Below are 24,566 nucleotides of genomic sequence, written 5' to 3' on the forward strand. Positions count from 1 at the left end.
TTACAAACGATTCATACTGTGTTTAAATAATTTTTATACAATTGTAGAAAAGGGAGAGGGTGGTTGAGCAATGATATTTGCCCACCGTGGATTAAGTGGTCGCTTTCCGGAAAATACGATGCTTGCTTTTGAAGCAGCAAGAAAAACTGGTGTTCATGGAATCGAATTAGATGTCCAATTATCTAAAGATGGTGAACTTGTCATCATTCATGATGAGAAAATCAATCGGACAACAGATGGTACAGGGTTTATCAGGGATTTTAAATATAAAGATATTGTGCAATTTGATGCAGGGAGTTGGTTTGACACCGAATTTAACCATGCGAGAATCCCACATTTAGAAGAGGTTTTTCAATGGGCGAAAGAGGATCATAATGAATTGGTTATAAATGTTGAATTGAAAAATGATGTGTTTCGCTACGATGGCATGGAGGAGAAGGTGTTAACTTTAATTGAGCAATATGGTTTAAGAGAGCGCATCATTCTCTCATCTTTTAATCCTGAGAGTGTAAAGAGAATTCGAACATTAGATAGTGAAATAAATACAGGGTATTTAATTCTAGGTATACACGCTAATGCGATTAAGGTAGCTCAGAATATTGGTGCTGATGCTATTCATTGTCAAAAAGAATTTGCGCAATCCATATATGGTATACAGGCAATAGAAAACAAAATCCCATTACGAACTTATACAATTAATCGATGGTCCGATGCTCAATCATTACTTAATCAAGGCGTTGAAGTGGTTATGACCGATTTTTGTGATGAATTTGTTTCCAACTATCAATGAATGTAGTATACAAAAAAGTGGCTGATTAGGCCACTTTTTTCATTAGCGTCGAATGGGACGCTCTAAGGTTAATACCTCATCTTCAATACTAGCAAACTGTTCTTTTAGCATGGATTGAGTGTCTTGGATAGCTGCATTGTAAAAGTGAGGGGCAAGTGATTCTTTGAAAAAATCTAACACACGCTCAGCGGCGAATTCGGAAAGATCCTCATCTTTTTCCTGAAGAAAAAACTGTTGGATTTCTTCAATCATTTGTTGCTGCTGTTCTTTTGTCAGTCGATAAAACATGTAATGACCTCCATTTCTATACGACCATCATACACCATGAATGATTCTGATGCATGTGTTGAATAGTGAAAAACAGTAAAGAGATGAGTAGCTTTAAAAAAATTATCGCAGCTGTTGGCAAGATGGAAAAGTGCTTAGTAAAGTTGTTCCCATATTGATGCAATCTAATTTCAATCACCCTTATAGCATTCCATTCTAAAGAGTGAACGATAAAAAGATTACACCACAAAAAAACACGAATGATTCATGAAATAGAACCATTCGTGTAAGATATCTTACTTATTTAGCTTAAAAGAGCTTTTTAACGATACAATGCGATTGAACACTGGTTTTTCAGGTGAACTATATTTAGAATCGACATTGAAGTAACCGTGACGGAAAAACTGGAATTTATCTTGTGGTTGAACATCTTTTAAGTTCGGTTCAATAAATCCTTGCACCACTTCAAGTGAATTTGGATTAATATAGTCTAAGAAATCTTTGTCTTCTGATGCTTCTTCTTTCATTTGCTCGTCTAATACTAAAGGTTCATATAGACGGAATTCAGCAGGGACGGCACTTTTGGCATCAACCCAGTGTAATGTACCTTTGACTTTACGACCTGTAAAACCTGTCCCACTCTTCGTTTCTACATCATAAGTGCAGTGTAATTCAACAACATTGCCATCTTCATCTTTAATGACATCATTACACTTAATGAAGTAAGCATGCTTTAAGCGCACTTCATTTCCAGGGAAAAGACGGAAATATTTTTTCGGAGGATTTTCCATAAAGTCCTCTTGTTCTATATATATTTCACGAGAGAATGGAATTTGTCTTGTGCCCATTTCCTCGTTTTCAGGATTGTTTTCCGCTTCTAACCACTCAGATTCACCTTCCGGATAATTGGTGATGACTACTTTTAACGGTTTCAAGATTCCCATTGTTCGTGGGGCACTGAGTTTTAAGTCTTCGCGGACATAGTGCTCAAGCATCATTTCATCCACTGCACCACTACCTTTAGAGACACCAGTTTCTTGAACAAACTCACGAATAGCACTAGCAGTATACCCTTTGCGACGCAGACCCGATATCGTTGGCATTCTTGGGTCATCCCAGCCATCAACAATTCCTTCATCTACTAATTGTTTTAGTTTTCGCTTACTCATTACTGTATTTGTAATATTTAAGCGCCCGAATTCAATTTGTTGTGGTTGGTTTTCCATTTCACATTCCGCTACAACCCAATTATAAAGAGGACGTTGGTCTTCGAATTCTGTCGTACATAATGAATGTGTGACACCTTCGATTGCATCTTCAAGCGGATGGGCAAAAGCGTACATAGGATAAATACACCATGTGTCCCCAGTATTATGATGAGTCGCATGAGAGATACGGTAAATAACAGGGTCACGTAAGTTTAAATTTGGTGATGACATATCTATCTTTGCGCGCAAAACTTTTTGACCGTTTTCATATTCCCCGTTTTTCATTTTTTCGAATAGGTCTAGGTTTTCTTCAATTGAACGGTTACGATAAGGACTTTCTTTACCAGGCTCAGTTAAAGTCCCACGGTACTCACGAATTTCATCTTGGTTTAAGTCATCGACATATGCTTTGCCTTTTTTAATTAAAAGGACGGCACGGTTATACATTTCATCAAAGTAATTGGATGCATAATGTAGCTCTTCCCAATCATATCCGAGCCATTTTACGTCTTCTTTAATGGCATCGACATATTCTTGGTCTTCTTTCAATGGGTTTGTATCGTCAAAGCGTAAGTTTGTTTGCCCGTTAAAATCGTCTGCTAAACCAAAGTTAATAATGATGGATTTGGCATGTCCAATATGGAGATAGCCATTTGGTTCTGGTGGGAAACGGGTTACTACAGTGTCGCGCTTTCCATTTTCTAGATCTTCTTTAATAATTGTACGAATAAAGTTTGATTGTTCCAATCCGATATCAGCCTTTCTACCTTGTTCTTTACCTTATTTTAATCTTAATAAGCCTATAAATAAAGTGCCTGTTGATTCTATCTATTATATACAAAAAAAGCGCGCTTAAAAAGTTTTTCTCCATATAAATAAGGAGGGAATCATCTTTCCGTCATGAATATATAAAAGGTTGGATAATGAAGGGGGAAGTTGTATGGTTAAAGACTGGCGAATCATAGCCTATGAAAAGAAGTATGCCCTCTCGACAGTTAGCTTTTGGAGGGAGAGTAAAGAAGTTGCTATTGGTCAAAAGGAAATACATAATATGACAGAGCATATCTATTTTCTCAATCATATGTTAACAAAACAATTCCGTGTAGATTTAGTGGTGCTAGATGAAACGCCGATTGGCATGATTGCTTATAATGAAAGCGAGATTAATCAACTGTATGTACATATAGCTTATCAAGGGTTGGGGATTGGTGGGGCATTATTAGAGCATGCGAAAACTCATTCATGCGGGCGTTTAAGATTATATACATTCGAAGTAAACAAAAAAGCACAGCAGTTTTACGAAGGCAAAGGATTTAAAAAGATTGCCTTTAATAGTGATAACGAAGAAGGGCTACCTGCTATTGAATATGAGTGGGTCCGCTGTTTAAGTAGATTGTTCAGCTAAGTAAGGAGAAAATCGCAAAGAAGGCCGAGCAAATCGTAATTGCGCAGCTAAGTAAGGTACTTGTGTGCCCCTACCCTAAAATTTTAAAACGAAAAGAACCAACTCTACACTTGGAGTTGGTTCAAATGAATTAGGAGAAAATGCCTTTAATAGAATCGATTAGATTCTTAAAGAAGTCAGATACTGCTTGAAGAAAGCCTTTATCTCCGACTGCTTCTGAAATTTTTTCCTGCACACTGTTGGCCAAATCCTCTAATTGGGATTTGACATTATCAAAGTTAATATTAAGTTCTCGCATTTTTTCAAAAAGGTCATAAAGGAGCTGCCGATCTTCTTCACTAAGCTGGATTTCTAGCTTTTGCATTTGTTCATTAACAATTTGTTGTATATCTTCTTTTGTTGCAGGGTTTTGCTCAGCGATTTCTTTTTTGATTTCAGTTAGTAGTTCGGTTACCTTCTCTTGGTCCATACCTTCTTTTTTCGCTAAATTTGTCGCGATACTTAGTTCTTCATTTGCTACTTCAGTTCTTTCCTCATCTAACTTCTCGCCCTCACCTTGGTCATAGGCTTTGTATATTCCAACTAGAGCTGAGTGGCCACTAACCTTTACAGGAGAAGCGATATCAACTATGGCTTCTTCGATACCGGCTGTAAGTAAGGCGTTGGCGTACATTTCATCAGTTACTTCCGTAATGTTTTCAGGAGTCATTTGGTTGATAATTACACCCTTACCTGTATCCGTGCGCGTAATCTTCGCAGAGGAATACATATTAGAGCGGGGGTCCCCTTTAATATAATGAACAATATCATCAGCAGTGATAATAATTTCTTCTACTTTACTGTTTTCTTTTACACCTAATAACTTCTTTGTTTCTTCTTTCTGGCTAGAACTTAATGCCTCACCATAGGCAACAATGGGTAATCCATATTTCTCATTAATACTTTCCTCAGAATTGGCTGATCCTGTTGAAGCAAAAACAGTGGTTTGTAATGAGAATAATAGGGTAATAGTTGTAATAATAGATAAAACCCTCGATCTTTTCTTCATCTTATGACGCTCCTTTCACTAAGATTATAGACGTTTCAGGATAAAAAAGGTTTCATTTTAAAGAAATAGATGGGAGATATGTAAAGGATAAACGCGACTTTTTCTAAAAATATGATCCCGTCAATAACTAAATCCTAATTAACGTGCAAAAAAGATAACAATGCAACGAATAGTATAAATGTAAGTTAAAAATATTACATTCTTCAACATTTATGTATCAAAAATGATAGCTAAATGAAATTATTTGCAGTGATTATTTTGTTAGAATAACAGGATAGAAGCAGATAGGATAATGGTTCTATCCTAAATTGCAAAGAGAGGGAACAATCATGAATATAGAAAATCAATTAATTAATAAACAATTCCATGACACATTTACAATGAATCATGAACATACACATCCCGTTCAAGTATTAGGGGATGCTTATTTGCAAGAGAATATGAAAGAATCGCCAGACCTGACAATGATTCGTTTTGCACAAGGTGAAGTATATTTTCAACATAAAGATTATGAAGCGGCTATCTTTAAATGGGAAAATATAGATAATGAGTTTCAGCCATGGGCACGAAAAAATGTTGCAGATGCCTATTTTGAATTAGATCTTTTAGGTACTGCGGAGGAAATCTATTTATCAATTGATACAGATTCAGATGTATTGAAAATAGAAGTACTCCTGCAATTATTTTCTCTATACATACAGCAGGGGAAATTAGAGAAGGCAGTAGATGCTATTAAAAAAGCAGTCTTCTTAAATCCGGATTATCCAGATGTAACGAGAATCGCACGTGTCTTTTTTGAAGACCATCAAGATTGGCAAAATGCAGTTGAATTAGCTGTAAATGAAGCCATGAGAACGCAAGAAATTACCTGGTTCCACACATTAAAGGGATATGTTGTAGAGGGAAAAACGAAAAAAACTGCTCCTAAGTACTTTATTGAGGCGTTAACAATCCTTTATCAAAATGATGTTCGCCAGTTTGAAGCGATATCTGTCGCATTTTGGCAAAGCTATAAAGGGGAAGAAAACTATTTTAATTGGTTAGAAGAATTTAACCAACTCATGCAAAAGTTAGATACACAGAGCGGATATCATTGGAACGAATTATCTGTTATTTATCATGATACTTATTTCGAATTAATTAATGGCGATAAGCAAATAAAAGAGATTGCCAAAATCGTTCCACCGCATTTACAAAACTGGCTAAGGATTTCTTCAGATACTTACCGTCTTATTGCATCATCTGCAGTGCTTGCATGGAGTGATTTATTTACTAAGAGTTTTGATGCTGAAGTGATAAATGATGCGGAAAGAATGATAGAAGAAGCAATGCCGGTGGGCCATTCGCTTGAAGAGAATTATCAATTATTCCAATCGATCATGGAATGGGCAAGAAGACATGATGTATTAATGGGTGCAAGATTTGAATGGATGGTAAAAGAATTACTTGATTTAGAAACAAATCATGTCATTATTGCGGGGATGTCTGGGAGTGGTAAGACTGAGTTTGTCCAAGAATTACTCGGAGATCATGTGAAAGCAGAGAATACAACGGCAACAGTGATGTATAAACATGCTGACTATAAAGAACTCACTTCCATTTCTGATACAGCAATTATTCCGCTTGACTCTATGGATGATTTAAGAACGGGAGAAAAACGATCGGATCAAGTATTGGTCGATTATAAAAATTCTCTACCTTTCCTATCGCAACAAAGAATGGCGGTCATGGACACACCTGGTCTCTCTAGCAGTAACAAGTTTAGAAATGATGTATTCCAATATTTACATTTTGCCGATAGCTTGTTATTCATCTTAAATGCGGAGTACCCGTTAACAGATAGAGAATTAGATATTGCTGTGAAAATTCGCGAGCAATCACCTAGTCTGCCGGTACATTTTATTTTAAATCATATGGATGCAGCTAGTAGTGAAGAAGAAGCCATGCAGTGGATGGACGAAACGGCTGATAGAGTTTCTACCTATTTCCCTAAAGCGACAATCTTTGCCTACTCACCGCAATATGATCCTACAGAGCAGCTGAAAGATTTTGCAGTATTTTTAGCTGGGTTGAATGAAGGACGTCATTTAATGCAAGAGCGGACAGAGAAGATGTTGCATTATATCCAAAAATCGATTAAGTTTCTTCTCGATAAACGAATAGAAAAAGAAAATGCGCTAATTGATGATATGAACTGGCATGAAGAAATGTTAACAAAGTTGAATGGTGCAATTCATCAATTAGAGGATATGGAAGAAGAAAAAGTGAAAAATATCAGTCATTCTTATCGTGATATTAAAAAGACGATGGAAGATAAGTTAGCTGCAGCTATTCCGGATATTTTACGTGAGTGTAGTCAATTGATTCGGGAAGATAGTGACTTCAGTAAGCTTCATATTCAGTTGAATGATGAAATGAATGAACGAGTCCAACAATATATATCTGAAAAGGTATTACCGGAATATAGGGAATCCATACAAGCATGGATTATGGAAAGCGAGCAAGAATTTTTGACAGGTCAGGCTTTCTTAGTAGAGATGGGGGATAGCTTCAATGAATTATACGGCTTTGAAAAATTACAATTGAACTGTGATTTCCGTATTCTTGAAGATTGGAAGCGCGATGCAGATCGCCTGACTCACGGTACGGTAAGGTTAGATAAAGCAAATATTATGCTACGTCATACACCAACACAAATGCTATTGAAAAGCGCAGGAAAGATTTTTGGGCTCATCCCACAAAATAAAACAATGCTTTACAATAAGTATAAACAATTTGTTGACAATGAGGATTATCGTGAAGTAGCAAGTCAAATGACAGACAACTTCATCCAGCAATTTGAACTATTCGAGAAAGCGTTAGATCGTGATATTCAAATGTTTTTCCAATCACCATTTGCGGTATTAGAAGAAACAGTAAAAGAATCTCATATGACAATTGCAAATGATAACCAAGAACTTGAAAAAATGAGAAGTAATCCAGAAGTCTACCATGATCCATTAAAATTATTCGAGTTAAAATGGAAGCAATATGAATGGATGACGAAGAAGGCTCAAACACCAAAGCAATATATTTAATCTATATAGCTGATAAAATACGCATATGAATTAACTGAAGAGGTTGGGACATAAGTATTCTAGCTAATGATTTATCCGAATGATTAGGAGTATCCATCTAATCATTCGGTTTTTTTGTGTTTGGAACCCTTATATGAAAAGAATAGTGAAATGGAGCGGAAGACACTCGACTCCTGCGGGAAATAGAGGGAAAGCTGAGACCTCATAGGCAATGCCTTAGGAGGCTCAGACCCTCCCCGCGGAAAGCGAGTGTACGTGAGCGCATTGGAACGGACTTTTTTTGCAAATGAAGTTTTAAGATCATCATTTGTTATTGTTCTTTTTTTGAGGTTAGCTCATTTAGTAATCCTCCAGCCTCTTTTAAATAAGGTTCCTAAGATCAGTAAAAGACAAAAGTGCTGAAGTAAGGAATTGAGTAATAGTTGCGATAGGAAAATAACGATTAAAGGTCGTTGAGAAGGAGTGCTTAAATTATTTTCACCTAGCTGTTGGTAAGAAAAGCACAACATTTGTATTATTTCACTGGACTTCTTAACAAAAACAAGAATTTTTCGCATTGAATTTTACTAACAAAATTGTTCATATCATCACATTTATGTCCTTTCTAAAAATACATTTGTTCTCACTGGATAGAAAAAGTTCTTGATTATTTTTCATTCAGTAGTAGAATGAAGATATAAAATAGAGAATAAATTGGGAGATGTCTTGATGAAAGTTGTTAAATTTGGTGGTTCATCGCTAGCCGATGCGAAGCATATAAAGCGTGTGTTTGATATTGTGCATTCTGACAATGAAAGAAGAATAATTGTGGTATCGGCTCCGGGTAAAAGACATGAGAATGATACAAAGGTGACTGATTTACTTATTTCTTGTGGTTTGCATGCAATCAATAATGAAGATCCGAGTCCTTATATTGAGCAAGTGGTCGCTCGGTATAAAGAAATTGCTGACGACCTTATACTACCGCCAACGATCATTGAGGCGATTCAAAATGATTTATTACAGAGATTGGCTGGAGATAAAAATAACCCTGAACAATACCTGGATTGCATAAAAGCGAGTGGAGAAGATAACCATGCTAAATTGATTGCATGCTATTTCCAAGAACAAGGCGTGAAAGCTAAGTATATGAATCCGAAAGAAGCAGGGTTAATTGTTTCAAATGAGCATGGCAATGCCCAAGTGTTACCTAAATCTTATGAAAAGCTTAGTCGTCTACGTGAGTCTTGTGAACTGATTATTTTTCCAGGATTTTTTGGTTATGGCCAAAACGGAAAGATATTTACTTTTTCTCGTAGTGGTTCTGATGTCACTGGGTCGATTTTAGCATTTGCGGTAAAGGCAGATGTTTATGAAAATTTCACGGATGTGGATGCCGTCTTTTCAGTAAATCCAACTTTTGTTGAACAGCCAAAAGAAATTAAAGAATTAACTTATCGAGAAATGCGCGAATTATCGTATGCAGGTTTTACTGTTTTACATGAAGAAGCGCTTATACCTGCCATTCAAGCAGGAATCCCTGTGCAAATTAAAAATACGAATAATCCAAGTGCAAGAGGCACGACGATTTTACGGACAAGAGAAAATCAAAATGGTCCAGTTGTCGGTATTGCGAGTGCGACTGGTTTTTGCAGTATTTATGTCAGTAAATATTTATTAAATCGTGAAATCGGATTTGGTCGCAAATTATATGCCATTTTAGAAGAGTTTGGGATTAGTTATGAACATACACCATCTGGCATAGATGATGTGACTGTCATTATTAAAGAGAATCAACTACAAGAAGAGGAAGAGGTAGTTTTACTTAAACGTTTAGAAAGTGAATTAGTAGCTGATGAAGTACATATTCAACATAGCTTGGCGTTGATTATGGTTGTTGGTGAGGGTATGCGCCATAACATTGGCACGATGGCTCGGGCCGCGAATGCTTTAGCCAAAGCGGATGTTAATATAGAAATGATTAACCAAGGATCTTCAGAGGTGAGTATGATGTTTGCGGTTAAAGAGGTAGATGAGAAAAAAGCTGTTCAGGCATTGTATGAAGAATTTTTTGCAGAGATTGCATTACCAATTGGATAAAGCGATGTTAAGGGTTTGAGGGAAACCTGCCTATACACTGGGTAGAAAAGTGTATAGGCAGGTTCTTTATATTTAGTGATGCCTAAGTGACTAAATGTTAATGAATACTGCGCGTGGCTTCTGTTAGATCCGCAAGTTTCTCCATTTGTTTAAAAATATATCTCATACTTTCTAATCTTCAAAAAATATATTTACTTAACTGGTGCAAAAGACTAATATATTCTTTAAACAGGCGTAAGAAACACGTATCATTATGTTTATTCATAAGCATATAGTATCTCAGGGCAACTACCTAGGTGATGAAATAATAAGGGAGGCAAGTGAAATGTTTATTCAATCTAAAAGTCAGATGTTGGCCACTTTATTAGAGCTTGTGTCCATTGATAGTGTGAGTCTTTCACCAGGAGAGAAATACTTTCCTTTGAGAGTGGAACAAGTATTAAAATCTCTACCTTATTATCAAAAATATCCCGGGTATGTGGTGAATCATCCGACTTCAGATGGTCGTTCCATATTGACGGCTCTATATAAAAATAACTTAGCAGAAAAAACGGTAGTGATGATAAGTCATTTTGATGTAGTAGATATTGAAGACTATGGTGACCTGCAACATCTCGCTTTTAATCCTGTTGAATTGACAAGAGAGCTGCATAATCGTCTTGATACCTTACCAGAAGATGCAAAAGAAGATTTAATTAGTGGAGATTGGTTGTTTGGTAGAGGCATGATGGATATGAAATGCGGATTGGTTCAACATATGTCTTTATTAGAAAAAGCGGCGAATGAAGACTGGAACATCAATTTATTATTAGTAGCGGTTCCAGATGAGGAAGTGAATTCAGTTGGTATGAGAGAAGTGATTCCAAGGTTAGTTTCTCTTGGAGAAGAACATAATCTCCATTATACATTATATTTAAATTCAGAGCCGATGTTTTCTCAAGTTCCGCAAGATAATAATCATTATTTTTATACAGGAACGATCGGCAAAATTATGCCAGGAGCATTGTGTTTTGGGAAAGAATCTCATGTCGGTGAGCCGTTTTCTGGGATGAATGCTTGTTGGATGTCATCTATTCTAACAAATGAAGTTGAGTGGAATGAAGAGCTTTCAGAGCAGGTGAATGGTGTGATGTCTCCGCCGCCGACATTGCTTTGGCAAAGAGATTTGAAAAAAGGCTATACCACACAAATTCCTCATCGCTCAGCAAGTCTTTATAATGTGCTATTAATGAAAAGAAATCCTGTTGATGTCATGCATGAAATGAAGAAAGTGGCGATAAAGGCCGCTGATAAAATGGAAGCATTTATAAGAGATAAATATCGTGTAAATGGTTTGGATGAGTCACAGTTATCACATATTCATGTTTATTTGTATGAAGAAATCAGGGCTTATGCAGTCAAGAAAACGAGTGCAGAATATATAGATATATTAGAGCAATCCATTGCCAAAGAGACCGAGGGGGATATTCGCGATCAAACGATACAAATCGTCGATCAATTAGCGATGCTATGTCAAGAATTAGGTCCGATGATTATTTTATTTTATGCCCCACCGTATTATCCTGCGGTTAATTCCAGTGAAAACGAGTGTATTGCTGAATTATCCTCATCTTTAATTCAGTTTGCTGAAACAAAATATCAAGAGCGTATTCATCCAGTCGCTTATTTCAATGGTATATCTGATTTAAGTTATGCAGGCTTACATGCTGATTTGAAGGATATGGATATTTATAACGACAATTTGCCAGGAGGAGAGAAATTATATTCCATCCCATTTAAGGAAATGGCAAAGATAACTGCTCCTGTAATTAATGTGGGACCGATGGGAAGGGATGCACATCAAAAAACAGAGCGTCTGCAAATTCCTTTTGCTTTCGAAACATTACCAAAACTACTCGCACATTTGATAAAAAAACATGAAAAGCAAAAAATGATTGACAGTTGAAGTGTGATTGCATATGATAGAGGTATCAAATGAATAGCATCTCCAAAGGGGAGTAGCTTTTACAGCAAAGTCGTCAATTCGGAGTATCATGCTCTCGGCTTTGTTGGCAACAATTCTGATCGTTGTTAGCAAGACCTTTACCAAATTCGGTGAAGGTCTTTTATGTTTTCTAAACCTTTACCTGAAAACGGTAAAGGTTTTTTGTTTTTAAGTGAAATAAACAGGGAATGTTAAGTAAAAGCTAATACTGTTTTTCTTACTTGAAAATGATATTTCGCAGGGGATGTTACATAAATGAAGGAGGAAAATTCATTTGGAAGCAGCATTATTATTAGAGTATGGTTGGGTGCTTTTAGTTCTTATCGTATTAGAAGGATTATTAGCAGCAGATAACGCACTTGTTCTTGCCATTATGGTAAAACACTTACCTGAAAAGGAAAGAAAGAAAGCATTATTTTATGGTTTAGCTGGAGCGTTTGTATTTAGGTTTGCCTCATTATTCGCTATTTCATTTCTTGTTGATGTATGGCAAATTCAAGCATTAGGTGCAATTTATTTAATCTTTATCGCGGCGAATCATATATTCCGGAAGCTTCTGGTCAAAAAGCATGACGTACCTGATGCATCCGCCAAGCCGAAAAAGAAATCAGGTTTTTGGATGACAGTTTTTAAAGTTGAGTTAGCTGATATTGCCTTTGCAATTGATTCAATCTTAGCAGCAATTGCTTTAGCAATGGCATTACCACCAACTGGTATTGGTACAATTGGAAGTATGGATACAGGGCAATTCCTCGTTGTATTTGCAGGTGGAATGATTGGATTAATTATTATGAGATTTGCAGCTAATATCTTTGTTGATTTACTTAATAAACGTCCTGGTTTAGAAATCGCTGCCTTTCTCATCGTCGGTTGGGTAGGTGTAAAGTTAGCGGTCACAACTTTAGCACACCCTGCACTGGCTGTATTACCAGAAGGCTTCTCTCATTCAACTGCTTGGAAAGCAACATTCTATATCGTTCTTATTCTTATCGCAGTTGGCGGTTGGTTTTTATCGAAAGAAAAAACAGATGAAGATGGAACTGGAGATAACGACAAGTTGGATCAGACATTAAAGGAAGAAAAAGAACAATTGTAATATTTGAGTGGAATATCCAAAAAAGCGTTCACCTCTTTAGAAGGTTGAACGCTTTTTCATATCATTAGATAAATCTAAATTACTTTTATATAACTGCTTATATAAAAAGTAAATAATAGGCATCCCAATAATTAAAACAGCAAATTCGCCAATAGCAGTTGTGACCCATGTGATGAAGAAAGGAAGGCCAATAGCCAGTTTTAATTGTAAGGCGATAATCCACATCATTACAGTAAAGACGATGGTGTTTACTAACATACGTAACCAAATATTTTTAACAAATTTAAATAGAAACAAGCTAATTAGTAAACATATGATGGAATGGGCGACCCCAAATGTTAAATCAAATGGCTTCATTGGTGAAAATAATAGGTTCGTTAAAAAAACACCAAGGACAATGCCATAAATAAATTTTCGGTTTAAAACAATGAGATGATTAAATATCTCAGCAAAACGAAACTGGATAGCTGAAAAAGCAATTGGCTGTAATACCATTGATATGGCAATATACATAGCAGCCAAAAGACCATTAGCTACAATCATTCTAATATTCATTTGATTACACTCCTAGTTTTTTATCGTGGGATGGTTTCGAACCACGTCAACAATAGGTTATAATATCAGGTTTTAGGCGTGTTTGTAAATGGTATTATTTATATAAGAAAAAAATTCACAGTATGATCTTATAAATATTTCTATCCATCTTAATTATTTAGTTTGAGTTTTTAGTCTTAGTTAATCTAAATTTAATGGGTTGAATCCCAAAAAATTTATTTCAGTTAATAGTATCTTGTTTGAAGCTACGATCACTTCTTGTTAGTGCAGATAAACACATGCTATATTTTAGAACTAATAAGATAATGTGGTAGCGTCACTTATGCAAAAACATCAAGAACATACTACAGGTGTATCCTTACTAGTAGATCTCCTCTAAGTAGGAGTTTTTCTTTTTTATAAATATTTTTCTTATAAAAGGGGAAAATATTTAAGACTTAAGAGTCAATCATTTGAAAGGAGTTGAAAGTTATGGCAAAAAGGTTTTTATTCATTCTTTCCAGCATCTTATTGTCTTTCTCATTAGCAGCATGTGGAGCGAATGATGATCAAGATCAGAGTCCACCTCCAGAAACCAACAATGGTATAGAAAATGATAATAATGGTGATGAGAATGTACCTGGAGTAGATGAAGATGATACGATGTTTAAAGATGATGAGAAAGATGGTGATCCTGACCCAGAAGATGTGGTTGAGGACCCGGAAGATATGAATGATGGTAATAATCGAGATGAGTAAAACTAAAGCCCTTCTCAATCGAGATGGGCTCTTTAGCTAAAACCCTAGTTAGTATATGTACGTATTTAATTCTAGCACATGTCTCTTCTCGATAACTATAGTTTGATGTTCTTATGCAAGAAAATGATTCTTTCTATTTCTTCAAAACCATTTTTCTTATAAAATTCTTCGGCAGGTATACCTCTATCTGTGAGAAGTGTAATGTTACTTATGTTACTGCTATGAAGCTCCTTTATTAAATGATTTAACATCGCTCTTCCAATACCCTTATTTTGACTTTGTGTTTTTACACACATTTCATTAATAAAAAACTCATCTCCGCTCCACCATGCTCTATTTACACCAAAAATAAAGCCAATTATTTCATCGTTTTCTACCGCTAAAACGCCTAGAAATCCAGGTGTCTGATAAAAACTCAGTAAATATTTTTTTGCCTTTGTAAATGTCCATTCATCATTCCAAGGCTCATCATTAAATACTTCAATAAATGTTTGCACACATTTATTTAAATCATTCTTTTCTAATCGTTTAAATTCCAAGGTGAATTCTCCTTATCGCGAAATATATTTTTAGAACCACTTCTTTATGGATTATTCTACCACGAAAAATTTCCTTATTTAGTTAACTTGCCTCTTTAGCTAAAATCCCTGACATAAAAAATGAACCATGAAACATAAATAAATAAGAAAATGAAATACAAAAGGGTATTTATGTCAATATGTTTTTAATATATCAGATATTTAATGGAGCTATGAAAATTCTCCTATATGAATACAGGTGAATATTGTTTGGATATGTTATAAAACAGTATTTAATAAGGTTTGTATAATTGTTAAAATTTTGTGAAGATTTTATGACGTAATTATATAAAGATAATATTTTGGTTCAAAAGTCTTGACATTTCTTCTGTTTCATATTAATCTGAATTTAAAGAAAACTCAAAAGGATTTTGTATGGACAATTAAACTTGTCAGAAAATCTTACAAAACTGTTTTCTTCTAAAAAAGATATGAACTTTATTTTCAGAAAATAAAGTCATTTGAATAAGGAGAGAAATATTTATGAGAAAGAAAAAGTTATCATACATCGAGTTAGTTCGTCGTAATAAAGAAGAGTTATTAAAAAATCCAGATCAACTTGAAGTCATCGAAAAACGTTTAGAAAAAAGGCATGAAAAAGCGAAATAGGCCTTTTATATAGAAAGGGACCAGGATAATCATTCTGGTCTTTTTATTTGGAGTAAATAGGGGACGCGTTATAGTGTATAACTTTAGGTATAAACTCCTTAAGTTACAATTGAAGCAGGTAAATATTCTAGAGTGTTTTTAACAATTGGTTTCATTTTTATAATGCAGAGGATTGTAACTAGTGATCCTGCTAATTGGTTGTCAGTAAAAAGGGAAAAGAAAGGGTATTAATAAAAGCCGCTCAAGTAGAATGAGCGGCTATATGAATGCTTTTTATTTATTTTTATAATAGTCAAAGAAAGCTTGGAAAATCTCTAATCCTTGGAAAAATAAAAGTGTAGTTGCAGTTAATGAAAACATACTAATCATAATCATACGAACAATCATTATTATTTCCTCCTTTAATTTTGTGTACTATTCATACAAAAATTAAAGGAATAATTATAGATAATTAGATTGGAAGAAAATCGGCTGCTTATGTCTACTGTTTTGAATAGAAACATAAGTGAGTTGGCAGATGCCAAGTAAGAGTAAGCTGAAGAGCATTAGTGATACATGCTCAAAAACAAGCGGATGTTTTTTGAGCTCTTCTTTTAATGGAGAGGTATCACTTAAATGGGAGTCGTTAAAGACTGCATGTTGATGGTCTCCCCAAGTGCTCAAACTTGAATGTTCGCTAGGATATTGGACAACTAAAAATGCACAGAACATGATAAGTAATCCAAAAGAGAAACTCTTTTTGCCCGTCATCCGTACCCCACCTTTCCTTCAAGTTATTATCCATTATACCCACTTTAGCTGATTTGTAAAATAAAAGATTAAGAGAAATCATTCATTTGATTCTTCCACTTTCTTTATACTTTATTAATAAAAGTGGAAAAGATGACTAAAGTAAATAGGTAAACGTATCATTTTTTATTCCTAGTATGTTCTTCTAATGGCTCTAAAACAGGGGGCATGGATTTTTATGTCTGCTTTTCGCGTTTTCCTCTAGAAAACCCAGCATGACCTGAGCTATATGTAAATGCCATTCTCTAATGGTCAAATTTAACTGTTTGGATTGTTTCTGCTCCCTCTGTTTCACCCACCTGTTATCCATGTAATCTGTTGGTTTTCCTTTTAGCAATCATTCGAACATAATGGGGATGGCGCATGTTGTTGAATTCGTTCTTAAAGAAAAAGGGGGTCTGGGATGTTGCTTAAAACAAACCACCAATGATCAACCTTTTATCCATGCCGAATAGAGAATTTTAGCACGTGCAGACATTCGTTTTTTTAAAAAAATTTAACCATTGGGCATCGGATGACGTGTCCTTTTGTTTTGAAGAGTTGATTTTTAACTAAAAATAAAACTTCTGTACTCACAAACAAGTATATACCAAGAAAGGTAATTACAATTGATACTTAGATGTCTTTGATAAGTGAAACATCGCCTTATTTGTTGTTTAATGGTAAAGGAAATGCTGGTTGAACATAGAATATAGTAAATAAGATCGATTTGTTAGAGGAGGGATACAAAATGATTGTTGGATTAGTATCAGTCATCATGATTTTTGGAATACCAATCGTTGCGATTATTACTAGCCATTTAAGTTCTCAAACCGAATTAAAGGCGAAAATAATTGAAGATCAAATAAAATTAGAAGAACTCAAACATCAAAATTATTTATTAGAAACGGATAAAATGAGGAGAGAATTAGAAGCACAGCTCAAACTCGATGAAAAAAAGTTAGTATAAGGCAAAACAAAGAGCCGTTCATTAATCAATAAGCGGCTCCTTGTGTTTGTTATGATAGGTCATCCATTTTTTTAACCTCTAGATAATGTATTTGGTGACCATCGATTTCGGTCACAGTAAATAAGTATCCATCTAACTCTAATTGGCTACCAAGTTTAGCATCAAAGTTTAATGTGAGGAACCATCCTCCGATCGTATCGATTTCATCATCTGGTAAATCAAGGTCTAACAAATGGTTAACATCTTCAATTAATACTTTAGAATCAAGAATATAATGGCCTTCTTTTATCTTACGAATTTCCGGAATTTCATCTTCGTCAAATTCATCACGAATTTCACCAACAATTTCTTCTACAATATCTTCAACGGTGACTAATCCCGACGTTCCACCATACTCATCCATTAAGATTGCAAGGTGTATCCGATCTTTTTGCATCTTTATTAATAAGTCGTTGATTGGAATGGTTTCAATAACACGTAACACGGGATTAATAAAATCATGTATAGTAAGCTTCTTTGTTTCTTCAGGCTGAAGGTTTGCGGTAAGAAATTCTTTAACATTAACAAAACCAACAATATTATCTTTATCACCATCGACAACTGGATAGCGAGTGTAACGTTCTTGTTTAATGGTATTTCTAAGATTTTCAAAGGAATCATCGATTGAAAAAGTAATAATCTCTGTTCGTGGAACCATGATTTCTTTTGCTACTCTTTCATCGAATTCAAATATATTATTCATGTACTTCAATTCGTTTTTGTTGATTTCGCCACTCTTATAACTTTCAGACATTAAAATACGTAATTCTTCTTCCGAGTGTGCAGCCTCACTCTCAGATGCGGGTTTAAAACCGAAAAGCGCAACAATGAGACGGGCTGACCCATTTAACACCCAAATAAAAGGGTAGGTAATGCGATAAAACCAAATAATAGGTTTTGCAAAAATAAGAGTAATGGCTTCTGCCTTATGAATAGCGATTGTTTTTGGTGCCAATTCACCAAGGACCACATGTAAATAAGTCACAATCGCAAATGATACACCAAATGAAATCACATGTGTAAGAGAGGCATTAAGATTTAAATTATTAAATAATGGCTGTAGCAACTTGAGTACGGTTGGTTCACCTAACCACCCCAATCCAAGTGCTGTTACAGTAATTCCCAGCTGGCAAGCGGATAGATATTCATCTAAATGGGTAACTACTTTTTTTGCTGAAAGGGCTTTACTATTCCCTTCCGCTATTAACTGATCAATTTTAGACATTCGAACCTTAACTATCGCAAATTCCGTCGACACGAAAAAAGCAGTTAAAGCAATAAGTATAACAAGTAATATTAAATTTAACGTAACCGTCAAAATGTAATCGTCTTACTTTTGGTAAGACTTTCACCTCCTATATTTTCTTCATGAATGTAAGTCTCAGGAAGTGACGAGAATTCATGTCTTACCATTACATTGTCCAAATTTCCTATAAGCAATGCCTTTTTATTCGTTTATTTTAAGAGTAAAAGCAATGTTTGAATAAGGGACATGCTTTCGGAAGAGACATTCTTCTTAATATATTCCTGACTTGTTACATCAGTTTTATTTAAATGCGCAAGCACTTCTGAAACCTCATCCTTTAATCCATTAATCTTAATTCTTAATTCACGTACATCAATTTCTTCTGCTTCGTGAACATCTTTTTCGTCTAACTTTCTCTTAATATCCAGCAATGACATACCGTCAGATTTCCACTTTTCAATCAAATGTAATCTTTCGATGGCTGATGCGTCATAATAGCGATAATTTGCAGGAGAACGTTCTGCTTCAAGCAAACCAAGATTTGTATAATGATCAATGGTCCTTTTAGTTAAATTTACTCTTTCTGCCAACTCACCGATTTTTAGTTTCTCGTTCCCAACGTGATACCTCCAAACTATAACGTTATGGTTAAATTATACTCCTGTCCAGTTTAGTTGACAATAGTTTCGACTTACAAAATAAAATCAACTTAGTTTAGATTGACATATGACACGTTGTCATTTAAGATGGGAAGTAATTATGACACATTGTCATTCTTGGGAGGGAAAATATTGAACACGCCATTAAACCAAATTGTTGAGAATCTTCGTTTTCAAGGTATAAAGGCTTCTATATGTAAAAGACCACAAGGTTTAAGGAATATGCACAGCTGATTTTTGGTAACATCGGTATGTATTTACCGGCAGTATTCCCATTAGGTAAGGGAAACCTATAGACAGGGGAAAACGCCCCTTTGTCTTTAAAAATAAATAAATTAGGAAGGATGGCATTCACATGAATATGAATCCTTTTACTGATATGCCTATATTTGTTAAGAAAGAAATCGAATTATTGAATGAACGTTTGGCGCCAGCAATGAGAGTGGCTTCTCGTTATTCCTTATTTTCATTCCCGCTAGTTGTTTTCTCAATCATGAATATCATCATCGTTCTTTTCACCATGCCTACGGATGAAAACACTTGGATTACTTTGCTTATCTACTCTATTTTAGGTGCAGTAGGTATGGCTTTATCTAAAGAATCGAAAATCCGCAGAAAAGCAATTGAGAAAAAAAGCGTTGATTATATGATTCAACGTATTAATGAAAGCAAAACAGCAACTGAACAAATGAAAAAAAGATATATCATTATGATTAATGAGAAGCCAGTTATGGCGCTAGCGCAATTTATGGAATTCTTGCACGAAGAGCAGCGCCGTTCTTCATTTTAGCTTATTCTCTTAGGGAGGGGAGTATAATGCCAAAAATTACTTTTTATAATTTACCAATTGAAAAGCGAGAAAAGCTCATCAATGCTGTGAAGCAAGAATTTTCTCGCGTGCCACTAACGCAAGCATCCATTAGTAATATTGTTAAATCTGCCCGTATTCCAAGGGGAAGTTTTTATCAATATTTTGAAGATAAGGAAGATGCCTTTTTTTACTTGCTAGAAGAAAGAGTAAAAAGAAATCAAAGTGAAGTTTATTTTTTATTAAATAAGTACAATGGGGATATTTTTGAAATGATGATTGCCTTTTTTGAAAAGGTGATTACTGAACAAGATGAGAATCGTAACTTTCTCAAAAATTTATTTTTAAATATGACATATGAAGTGGAACATGAATTTGGTCGAAGTTTTAATGGATATGAAGCCAATCAGCAGTTCATCCAATTCGAATCAAAGGTAAACACAGAATTATTGCATATCTCAAATCAGGAAGAGTTTAAGTATTTAATGAAAATACTTACATCAGTATTACTGCGCAGTATTATCGAGGCATTTTCCAAAGAGCTATCAAAGGAAGAAGCAGTAAGAAATTTTAAGTTAGAAATAACGCTCTTAAAGCGTGGGCTAAAAAAATAATCAAAAACGTAAGGGCTGTTGGGGAGGATTTATTCTTTTCAGCTCTTTTTTTATATTCAATCATGTGATTTTTTCACAAAATTCCAAAAATAAATACAGTGGTGCTATAATAAGAATAGCAATAGTCAATAAAGCCATTATTCCCCGTAGAAGGGGGGTGTTGCTTTGTCAGTTTTTGAGGCATTGGTATTTGCTTGTACATTTACAAGTTTAATAATGGCTGTGCTACAATTCAAAAACGATGATAAAAAATAATCCACCTGCTGTAGGTGGACGGTGTCAATTATTAAATGGCTAATACTATTGCGAGATCGGACGGTGTTGCCGCACCACCGATCTTTTTTAATATATGCCTTTATCTAGTCCTATTATACAATAGAATGATTTTTTTGAACAAGCTTTACGTAAAAACTTAGGTGTGTTTACTTTATATGCCATACCACACTTGTCTTTGCCTTTTTCTTAACTTCATTTCCTGTTACAATCATAAATATGATAACAATTTGATTATCATAATCATTATTTTAAGGGAAGGTTTCCTACCTTTTAGAAGGTATCAAATATGAAAATTAGATTATTTACAAGAAAAGATAGTACACAAATCCAATCTGTTGCTAGGGAGAGTTGGCGTTACGCATATGAAGGCTTGATTCCCCAGCAGACACAGGTTGATTTTTTATTATCTGTATATAATGAAGACGCTTTAATGAAAGGTTTGTCTACTTCTGTTTTATTCGTTGCTGAAGAAAAAGGAGAAGTGATTGGATTTGTTCATTTTTCTTTAATAAATATAAAAAAAGAAATAGAATTAGGCGCTTTATATATATTGCCGCGTTTTCACCGTCAAGGTATTGGCACAGCCTTACTAAAAGCAATGTTTGATTATTTTAAAGGTATTCGTAAAATTACGGTTTCTGTCGTTATGCAAAATGATGCTGCTATCGATTTTTATCATTCAAAAGGATTTAAACAAGTAGGAGAAATGAATGATTCTATTTACGGATTTAGTATTCCGACCATTGTTATGGAATGGGGAAGTAACACACGTCCAAATGTGTAGGGGGAAGTTATGTATACTGTATTCTCAACCTTTGATGTAAATGAAAGCAAAGCAAATGAAGTGATTGAAATATATAAGAATCGTTCACGTCTAGTTGATCAAGCAGATGGGTTTGTCGACTTTATGTTGCTGCAAAACGATAAACGTAAAGGAGAACTTACAGTACAATTAATTTTCGAAACAAAGGAAGATTATTTGCGATGGGTAAGAAGTAAAGATTTTAAACGAATTCATGATCTTGAAAAGAAGTATCCAGATAAAGAATTAGCAGCAGTGATTCCAAAAGTGTCGCAATATAAGGTTGTGGTAAAGTGAGTAAATATGAAATGATCGCTGAAGCAGTAACAAAAAGGATATTTCGAGAGGATCCTACATTAATTGAAACATACGGTGACCGTGGGAGAAATCAAACATTTATTGATAATATGCATCACCTAGATTATTTAAAGACAGCAATGGAATTAAATACATCAAAGATTTTCACTGACTATACCCTTTGGTTAAGAGGTATCTTAATTAAATATGGTATGACTACACAAACCTTGATTGATAATTTTCTTTTTTTAGAAGAGGAATTAAAAAAATGTACGATGGTAGAAAATGAAATTAGTTCTGCCTATATAGGTTTGTTAAGAGAGGCAGTGTCTATTTTAAGAGATGTCCAAGGAGGAGAGGCACAGTGACGAGGGGGGAAGAACTAGCAGAAATCCTTTTAACTGGAGCTTTTGTTGATGCTTGGGAATATATTGAGCAATTCGATTATTTGTCTAATGTAGAAATATATCAAGATATTATTACACCGGCAATGGTTATAATTGGTCTGAAATGGGAAAATTTTGAGATAACCGTTGCAGATGAACATTTGGCATCGGGGGTTTGCGATCTCATTCTTTCAAGATTAGCTGCAACTCATCAGTTCGAAACTAATGAGTTTGCACCGACTGCCATGTTTCTTTGTTTATCAGGGGAGCAGCATTATTTAGGATTGAAGATGGTAGCAAGTATATTCGCAGAGAATGGATGGAAGATCAAGTTTCTAGGAGCCAATTTACCTGTACAATATGCTTTGCAGGCTGCGAAAGATTGGAAACCAGATGTGATTGGCTTATCGGTTTCAATTGCTCCTCATTTAACGGCACTTACTGAATATATGGAAGCTTTTTCGTATTTACCAAAGAAACCTAGGGTTTTATTAGGTGGAAGGTTGACGAATTTATATGACTTAGCTTCCTTTACGGCGATTAAGCCAGAAATTATTCCCAACATATTTGCTGTAGATAAATGGATAACCGCTTTTCATACGGAGGCGAGGAAAAAGAAAATTGAAGGTTGAGTTCGTTAATAAAAGCCTCCAAGTTACACAACCTAGCCGATAGGAACATAAACTTATACATGTTCCTATCGGCTAGGTTTGTGGCTACTATATTTTTTCTACCTCTTATATTAAAATAATTTGAGTTGACCAATTCTTTCTACTGCTTCAATTAATCGTTCTTCATCGACAAGTAATCCAACTCGAACATAACCTTCACCAAAAGTGCCAAATCCTTTTCCAGCGGCAACAGCTACATCGGCTTTTTCCAGTAAGTAATCAGCAAAATCTTCACTATTATACCCTTCAGGTACAGGCATCCAAGCAAAAAATGACCCTGAAGGTGACTTGCCGTACCAGCCAATTTTTTCACAAGCGTTCATGAATGCATTTCTACGCCCCTCATATCGTGCAACAAGCTCGTCTACACTCGTTTGATCCCCATTTAATGCATCGGCTGCGGCTTTTTGTATGGCAGGGAATAAGCTCACATACATATGGTCTTGAAGAAGATTGATGGCATCAATGATTTTTTCATTTCCAACTGCAAATCCAACTCTCCACCCAGCCATATTATATGTTTTAGATAATGTATACATTTCAATGCCGACATCTTTCGCTCCGGCTGTCGCCAAGAAACTTTCAGGTTTCTTTCCATCAAAGCCGATGGCGCCATAAGCGAAATCATGTAAGATGGTGATATTGTTTTCTTTAGCAAAAGCAACAGTCTCTTCAAAAAATGTCGAATCAGCTGTCGCACCTGTTGGGTTATTAGGGTAATTCAAAAATAATAGGCGAGCATCCTTTTTTTGTTTTTCCGTAAACTGTAAGTAATCAGGTAAAAAATGGTTTTCTTCTTTTAAAGGAAAGGTTTCGTATTTTACATTGGCCAAAACCGCACCAGATTCATAATCAGGGTAACCAGGATCTGGTAAGAGCATTAAATCTCCCTCATTAAGAAGGCATAATGGAATTTCTACTAAACCTGCTTTTGCGCCAAAGAGGATAGCGACTTCTTTTTCAGGGTTAATGTCTACCCCATATTCACGTTTATAAAAGGAAGCAGCGGCTTTCTTTAATTCATTAATTCCTCGAAAAGGAGAATATTTATGTGTCATTGGGTCTTCGGCAGCCTGCTGAAGTGATTGTACAATATGTGCAGGTGTAGGCTGGTCGGGATTGCCTTGTCCTAGGTTAATAACGTCTCTGCCTTCAAGTTTTGCAGCAGCTACTTTTTGAACAAGGGAAGCAAAAAATTGTTGAGGTAATTGCTTCAAACGATGCGATAATTCCATTTTTTAATCCACCTTCATTTATTTAATCTATATACGAACGCATTTTATAACCAAAAAGACAAAATGTCCAGTTAATTTTATAAAAAGGGAAATATTCAATCTCCTTTTTTATTTTAAAAGGATAAAGAAGGAGAAGTTTTGTCGATAGGCACTTTTTCTAAGAAGATTGGATGTAATAACATTATTTCGAACATTGACAAAAATAATGGAGAGTAGTAATATCATATCATAAAAATTAAATAAAAAGCTTATCCAGAGAGACTGAGGGACTAGGCCCTATGACGTCCGGCAACCCCCAATATTGGGAAGGTGCCAATTCCTGCAGAATGATATCCATTCATTCTGAAAGATAAGGCGGAAT

Annotated in this window: 24 protein-coding genes and 2 riboswitches; of the genes, 15 read left to right on the top strand and 9 right to left on the bottom strand. The window is 35.1% G+C overall.

Going from position 1 to position 24,566, the window contains the following annotated elements; translation table 11 throughout:
- The first annotated feature begins 70 nt into the window (after window positions 1-70).
- Window positions 71-790: a glycerophosphodiester phosphodiesterase gene (locus MHH73_RS04900; RefSeq protein ID WP_341065165.1), complete on the top strand. Its 720-nt coding sequence runs from the start codon at window positions 71-73 to the stop codon at window positions 788-790.
- A 42-nt stretch (window positions 791-832) separates the two neighbouring features.
- Here the strand turns inward: MHH73_RS04900 and MHH73_RS04905 are convergent, their stop codons facing one another.
- Window positions 833-1,078 (bottom strand): DUF2164 domain-containing protein, encoded by a 246-nt coding sequence (locus MHH73_RS04905; protein ID WP_191815252.1) that lies wholly within the window; start codon window positions 1,076-1,078, stop codon window positions 833-835.
- A 275-nt stretch (window positions 1,079-1,353) separates the two neighbouring features.
- Window positions 1,354-3,012, bottom strand: a complete 1,659-nt coding sequence (locus MHH73_RS04910) for a glutamine--tRNA ligase/YqeY domain fusion protein (protein ID WP_341065167.1) — start codon at window positions 3,010-3,012, stop codon at window positions 1,354-1,356.
- Window positions 3,013-3,205: 193 nt separating this feature from the next.
- Between MHH73_RS04910 and MHH73_RS04915 the strand changes: the two genes are divergently transcribed.
- The gene (locus MHH73_RS04915) at window positions 3,206-3,670 is read left to right on the top strand and encodes a GNAT family N-acetyltransferase (RefSeq protein ID WP_191815248.1); all 465 of its coding nucleotides are present in this window, start codon (window positions 3,206-3,208) and stop codon (window positions 3,668-3,670) included.
- A 130-nt stretch (window positions 3,671-3,800) separates the two neighbouring features.
- Here MHH73_RS04915 and MHH73_RS04920 read toward each other — a convergent pair whose 3' ends face one another.
- Entirely contained in the window at window positions 3,801-4,718 is a 918-nt protein-coding gene (locus tag MHH73_RS04920) for a DUF1002 domain-containing protein (RefSeq protein ID WP_191815246.1), read from the bottom strand.
- A 329-nt stretch (window positions 4,719-5,047) separates the two neighbouring features.
- On the opposite strand from MHH73_RS04920, the gene MHH73_RS04925 reads away from it, so the two are divergent.
- From MHH73_RS04925 to MHH73_RS04940, 4 genes are all read left to right on the top strand, one after another.
- The gene (locus MHH73_RS04925; RefSeq protein WP_191815244.1) at window positions 5,048-7,795 is read left to right on the top strand and encodes a GTP-binding protein; all 2,748 of its coding nucleotides are present in this window, start codon (window positions 5,048-5,050) and stop codon (window positions 7,793-7,795) included.
- 708 nt (window positions 7,796-8,503) lie between these two features.
- The gene (locus tag MHH73_RS04930; protein ID WP_341065175.1) at window positions 8,504-9,874 is read left to right on the top strand and encodes an aspartate kinase; all 1,371 of its coding nucleotides are present in this window, start codon (window positions 8,504-8,506) and stop codon (window positions 9,872-9,874) included.
- A gap of 325 nt (window positions 9,875-10,199) precedes the next feature.
- Window positions 10,200-11,819, top strand: coding sequence for a M20/M25/M40 family metallo-hydrolase (locus MHH73_RS04935; protein ID WP_341065178.1), 1,620 nt, complete (start codon window positions 10,200-10,202; stop codon window positions 11,817-11,819).
- Between the two features lie 313 nt (window positions 11,820-12,132).
- Entirely contained in the window at window positions 12,133-12,954 is an 822-nt protein-coding gene (locus tag MHH73_RS04940) for a TerC family protein (RefSeq protein WP_191815238.1), read from the top strand.
- A gap of 36 nt (window positions 12,955-12,990) precedes the next feature.
- Here the strand turns inward: MHH73_RS04940 and MHH73_RS04945 are convergent, their stop codons facing one another.
- Complete coding sequence (locus MHH73_RS04945) at window positions 12,991-13,509, bottom strand: QueT transporter family protein (protein ID WP_341065182.1); 519 nt, start codon at window positions 13,507-13,509, stop codon at window positions 12,991-12,993.
- A 6-nt stretch (window positions 13,510-13,515) separates the two neighbouring features.
- A riboswitch (PreQ1 riboswitch) is annotated at window positions 13,516-13,560 on the bottom strand.
- 420 nt (window positions 13,561-13,980) lie between these two features.
- Between MHH73_RS04945 and MHH73_RS04950 the strand changes: the two genes are divergently transcribed.
- Window positions 13,981-14,247, top strand: a complete 267-nt coding sequence (locus MHH73_RS04950; protein WP_341065184.1) for a hypothetical protein — start codon at window positions 13,981-13,983, stop codon at window positions 14,245-14,247.
- A gap of 95 nt (window positions 14,248-14,342) precedes the next feature.
- Here the strand turns inward: MHH73_RS04950 and MHH73_RS04955 are convergent, their stop codons facing one another.
- Window positions 14,343-14,786, bottom strand: a complete 444-nt coding sequence (locus MHH73_RS04955) for a GNAT family N-acetyltransferase (RefSeq protein WP_191815232.1) — start codon at window positions 14,784-14,786, stop codon at window positions 14,343-14,345.
- Between the two features lie 522 nt (window positions 14,787-15,308).
- Between MHH73_RS04955 and MHH73_RS04960 the strand changes: the two genes are divergently transcribed.
- Complete coding sequence (locus MHH73_RS04960; protein ID WP_095370308.1) at window positions 15,309-15,434, top strand: FbpB family small basic protein; 126 nt, start codon at window positions 15,309-15,311, stop codon at window positions 15,432-15,434.
- 441 nt (window positions 15,435-15,875) lie between these two features.
- On the opposite strand, the gene MHH73_RS04965 is transcribed toward MHH73_RS04960, so the two are convergent.
- Window positions 15,876-16,184 carry a hypothetical protein gene (locus MHH73_RS04965; protein WP_341065187.1) on the bottom strand — a complete coding sequence of 103 codons (309 nt, stop codon included), beginning with the start codon at window positions 16,182-16,184 and terminating at the stop codon, window positions 15,876-15,878.
- Window positions 16,185-16,953: 769 nt separating this feature from the next.
- Between MHH73_RS04965 and MHH73_RS04970 the strand changes: the two genes are divergently transcribed.
- Window positions 16,954-17,172 (top strand): hypothetical protein, encoded by a 219-nt coding sequence (locus tag MHH73_RS04970; protein WP_225230657.1) that lies wholly within the window; start codon window positions 16,954-16,956, stop codon window positions 17,170-17,172.
- A 49-nt stretch (window positions 17,173-17,221) separates the two neighbouring features.
- Here MHH73_RS04970 and MHH73_RS04975 read toward each other — a convergent pair whose 3' ends face one another.
- Both MHH73_RS04975 and MHH73_RS04980 read right to left on the bottom strand, forming a co-directional pair.
- Window positions 17,222-18,529, bottom strand: a complete 1,308-nt coding sequence (locus MHH73_RS04975; RefSeq protein WP_225230656.1) for a hemolysin family protein — start codon at window positions 18,527-18,529, stop codon at window positions 17,222-17,224.
- A gap of 137 nt (window positions 18,530-18,666) precedes the next feature.
- The gene (locus MHH73_RS04980; RefSeq protein WP_191815228.1) at window positions 18,667-19,047 is read right to left on the bottom strand and encodes a MerR family transcriptional regulator; all 381 of its coding nucleotides are present in this window, start codon (window positions 19,045-19,047) and stop codon (window positions 18,667-18,669) included.
- Between the two features lie 424 nt (window positions 19,048-19,471).
- Here MHH73_RS04980 and MHH73_RS04985 point away from each other — a divergent pair, with 424 nt between their 5' ends.
- The 6 genes from MHH73_RS04985 to MHH73_RS05010 all read left to right on the top strand — a co-directional run bounded on the left by MHH73_RS04985 (window position 19,472) and on the right by MHH73_RS05010 (window position 22,931).
- Entirely contained in the window at window positions 19,472-19,906 is a 435-nt protein-coding gene (locus MHH73_RS04985) for a DUF5392 family protein (protein WP_191815226.1), read from the top strand.
- A 26-nt stretch (window positions 19,907-19,932) separates the two neighbouring features.
- Window positions 19,933-20,538, top strand: coding sequence for a TetR/AcrR family transcriptional regulator (locus tag MHH73_RS04990; protein WP_191815224.1), 606 nt, complete (start codon window positions 19,933-19,935; stop codon window positions 20,536-20,538).
- Window positions 20,539-21,100: 562 nt separating this feature from the next.
- Window positions 21,101-21,598 (top strand): GNAT family N-acetyltransferase, encoded by a 498-nt coding sequence (locus tag MHH73_RS04995; protein WP_341065193.1) that lies wholly within the window; start codon window positions 21,101-21,103, stop codon window positions 21,596-21,598.
- A 9-nt stretch (window positions 21,599-21,607) separates the two neighbouring features.
- Window positions 21,608-21,913: an antibiotic biosynthesis monooxygenase family protein gene (locus MHH73_RS05000; RefSeq protein ID WP_191815219.1), complete on the top strand. Its 306-nt coding sequence runs from the start codon at window positions 21,608-21,610 to the stop codon at window positions 21,911-21,913.
- Window positions 21,910-22,281: a hypothetical protein gene (locus MHH73_RS05005; RefSeq protein ID WP_341065195.1), complete on the top strand. Its 372-nt coding sequence runs from the start codon at window positions 21,910-21,912 to the stop codon at window positions 22,279-22,281. The genes MHH73_RS05000 and MHH73_RS05005 overlap by 4 nt, the downstream gene beginning before the upstream one ends.
- Complete coding sequence (locus MHH73_RS05010) at window positions 22,278-22,931, top strand: cobalamin B12-binding domain-containing protein (protein ID WP_341065198.1); 654 nt, start codon at window positions 22,278-22,280, stop codon at window positions 22,929-22,931. Before MHH73_RS05005 ends, MHH73_RS05010 begins: the two co-directional genes overlap by 4 nt.
- A gap of 110 nt (window positions 22,932-23,041) precedes the next feature.
- Here MHH73_RS05010 and MHH73_RS05015 read toward each other — a convergent pair whose 3' ends face one another.
- Entirely contained in the window at window positions 23,042-24,205 is a 1,164-nt protein-coding gene (locus MHH73_RS05015) for a pyridoxal phosphate-dependent aminotransferase (protein ID WP_341065200.1), read from the bottom strand.
- Between the two features lie 245 nt (window positions 24,206-24,450).
- Window positions 24,451-24,561: riboswitch (SAM riboswitch) on the top strand.
- Window positions 24,562-24,566 lie beyond the last annotated feature (5 nt).

This window comes from Cytobacillus sp. FSL K6-0265 (assembly GCF_038003465.1).
Lineage (GTDB): Bacteria > Bacillota > Bacilli > Bacillales > Cytobacillaceae > Cytobacillus > Cytobacillus stercorigallinarum.

Coding starts and splice junctions, on each gene's coding strand:
- MHH73_RS04900 (WP_341065165.1), top strand. CDS start 71: ATGATATTTGCCCACCGTGGATTAAGTGGTCGCTTTCCGGAAAATACG.
- MHH73_RS04905 (WP_191815252.1), bottom strand. CDS start 1,078: ATGTTTTATCGACTGACAAAAGAACAGCAGCAACAAATGATTGAAGAA.
- MHH73_RS04915 (WP_191815248.1), top strand. CDS start 3,206: ATGGTTAAAGACTGGCGAATCATAGCCTATGAAAAGAAGTATGCCCTC.
- MHH73_RS04920 (WP_191815246.1), bottom strand. CDS start 4,718: ATGAAGAAAAGATCGAGGGTTTTATCTATTATTACAACTATTACCCTA.
- MHH73_RS04925 (WP_191815244.1), top strand. CDS start 5,048: ATGAATATAGAAAATCAATTAATTAATAAACAATTCCATGACACATTT.
- MHH73_RS04930 (WP_341065175.1), top strand. CDS start 8,504: ATGAAAGTTGTTAAATTTGGTGGTTCATCGCTAGCCGATGCGAAGCAT.
- MHH73_RS04935 (WP_341065178.1), top strand. CDS start 10,200: ATGTTTATTCAATCTAAAAGTCAGATGTTGGCCACTTTATTAGAGCTT.
- MHH73_RS04945 (WP_341065182.1), bottom strand. CDS start 13,509: ATGAATATTAGAATGATTGTAGCTAATGGTCTTTTGGCTGCTATGTAT.
- MHH73_RS04950 (WP_341065184.1), top strand. CDS start 13,981: ATGGCAAAAAGGTTTTTATTCATTCTTTCCAGCATCTTATTGTCTTTC.
- MHH73_RS04960 (WP_095370308.1), top strand. CDS start 15,309: ATGAGAAAGAAAAAGTTATCATACATCGAGTTAGTTCGTCGTAATAAA.
- MHH73_RS04965 (WP_341065187.1), bottom strand. CDS start 16,184: ATGACGGGCAAAAAGAGTTTCTCTTTTGGATTACTTATCATGTTCTGT.
- MHH73_RS04970 (WP_225230657.1), top strand. CDS start 16,954: ATGATTGTTGGATTAGTATCAGTCATCATGATTTTTGGAATACCAATC.
- MHH73_RS04985 (WP_191815226.1), top strand. CDS start 19,472: ATGAATATGAATCCTTTTACTGATATGCCTATATTTGTTAAGAAAGAA.
- MHH73_RS04990 (WP_191815224.1), top strand. CDS start 19,933: ATGCCAAAAATTACTTTTTATAATTTACCAATTGAAAAGCGAGAAAAG.
- MHH73_RS04995 (WP_341065193.1), top strand. CDS start 21,101: ATGAAAATTAGATTATTTACAAGAAAAGATAGTACACAAATCCAATCT.
- MHH73_RS05000 (WP_191815219.1), top strand. CDS start 21,608: ATGTATACTGTATTCTCAACCTTTGATGTAAATGAAAGCAAAGCAAAT.
- MHH73_RS05015 (WP_341065200.1), bottom strand. CDS start 24,205: ATGGAATTATCGCATCGTTTGAAGCAATTACCTCAACAATTTTTTGCT.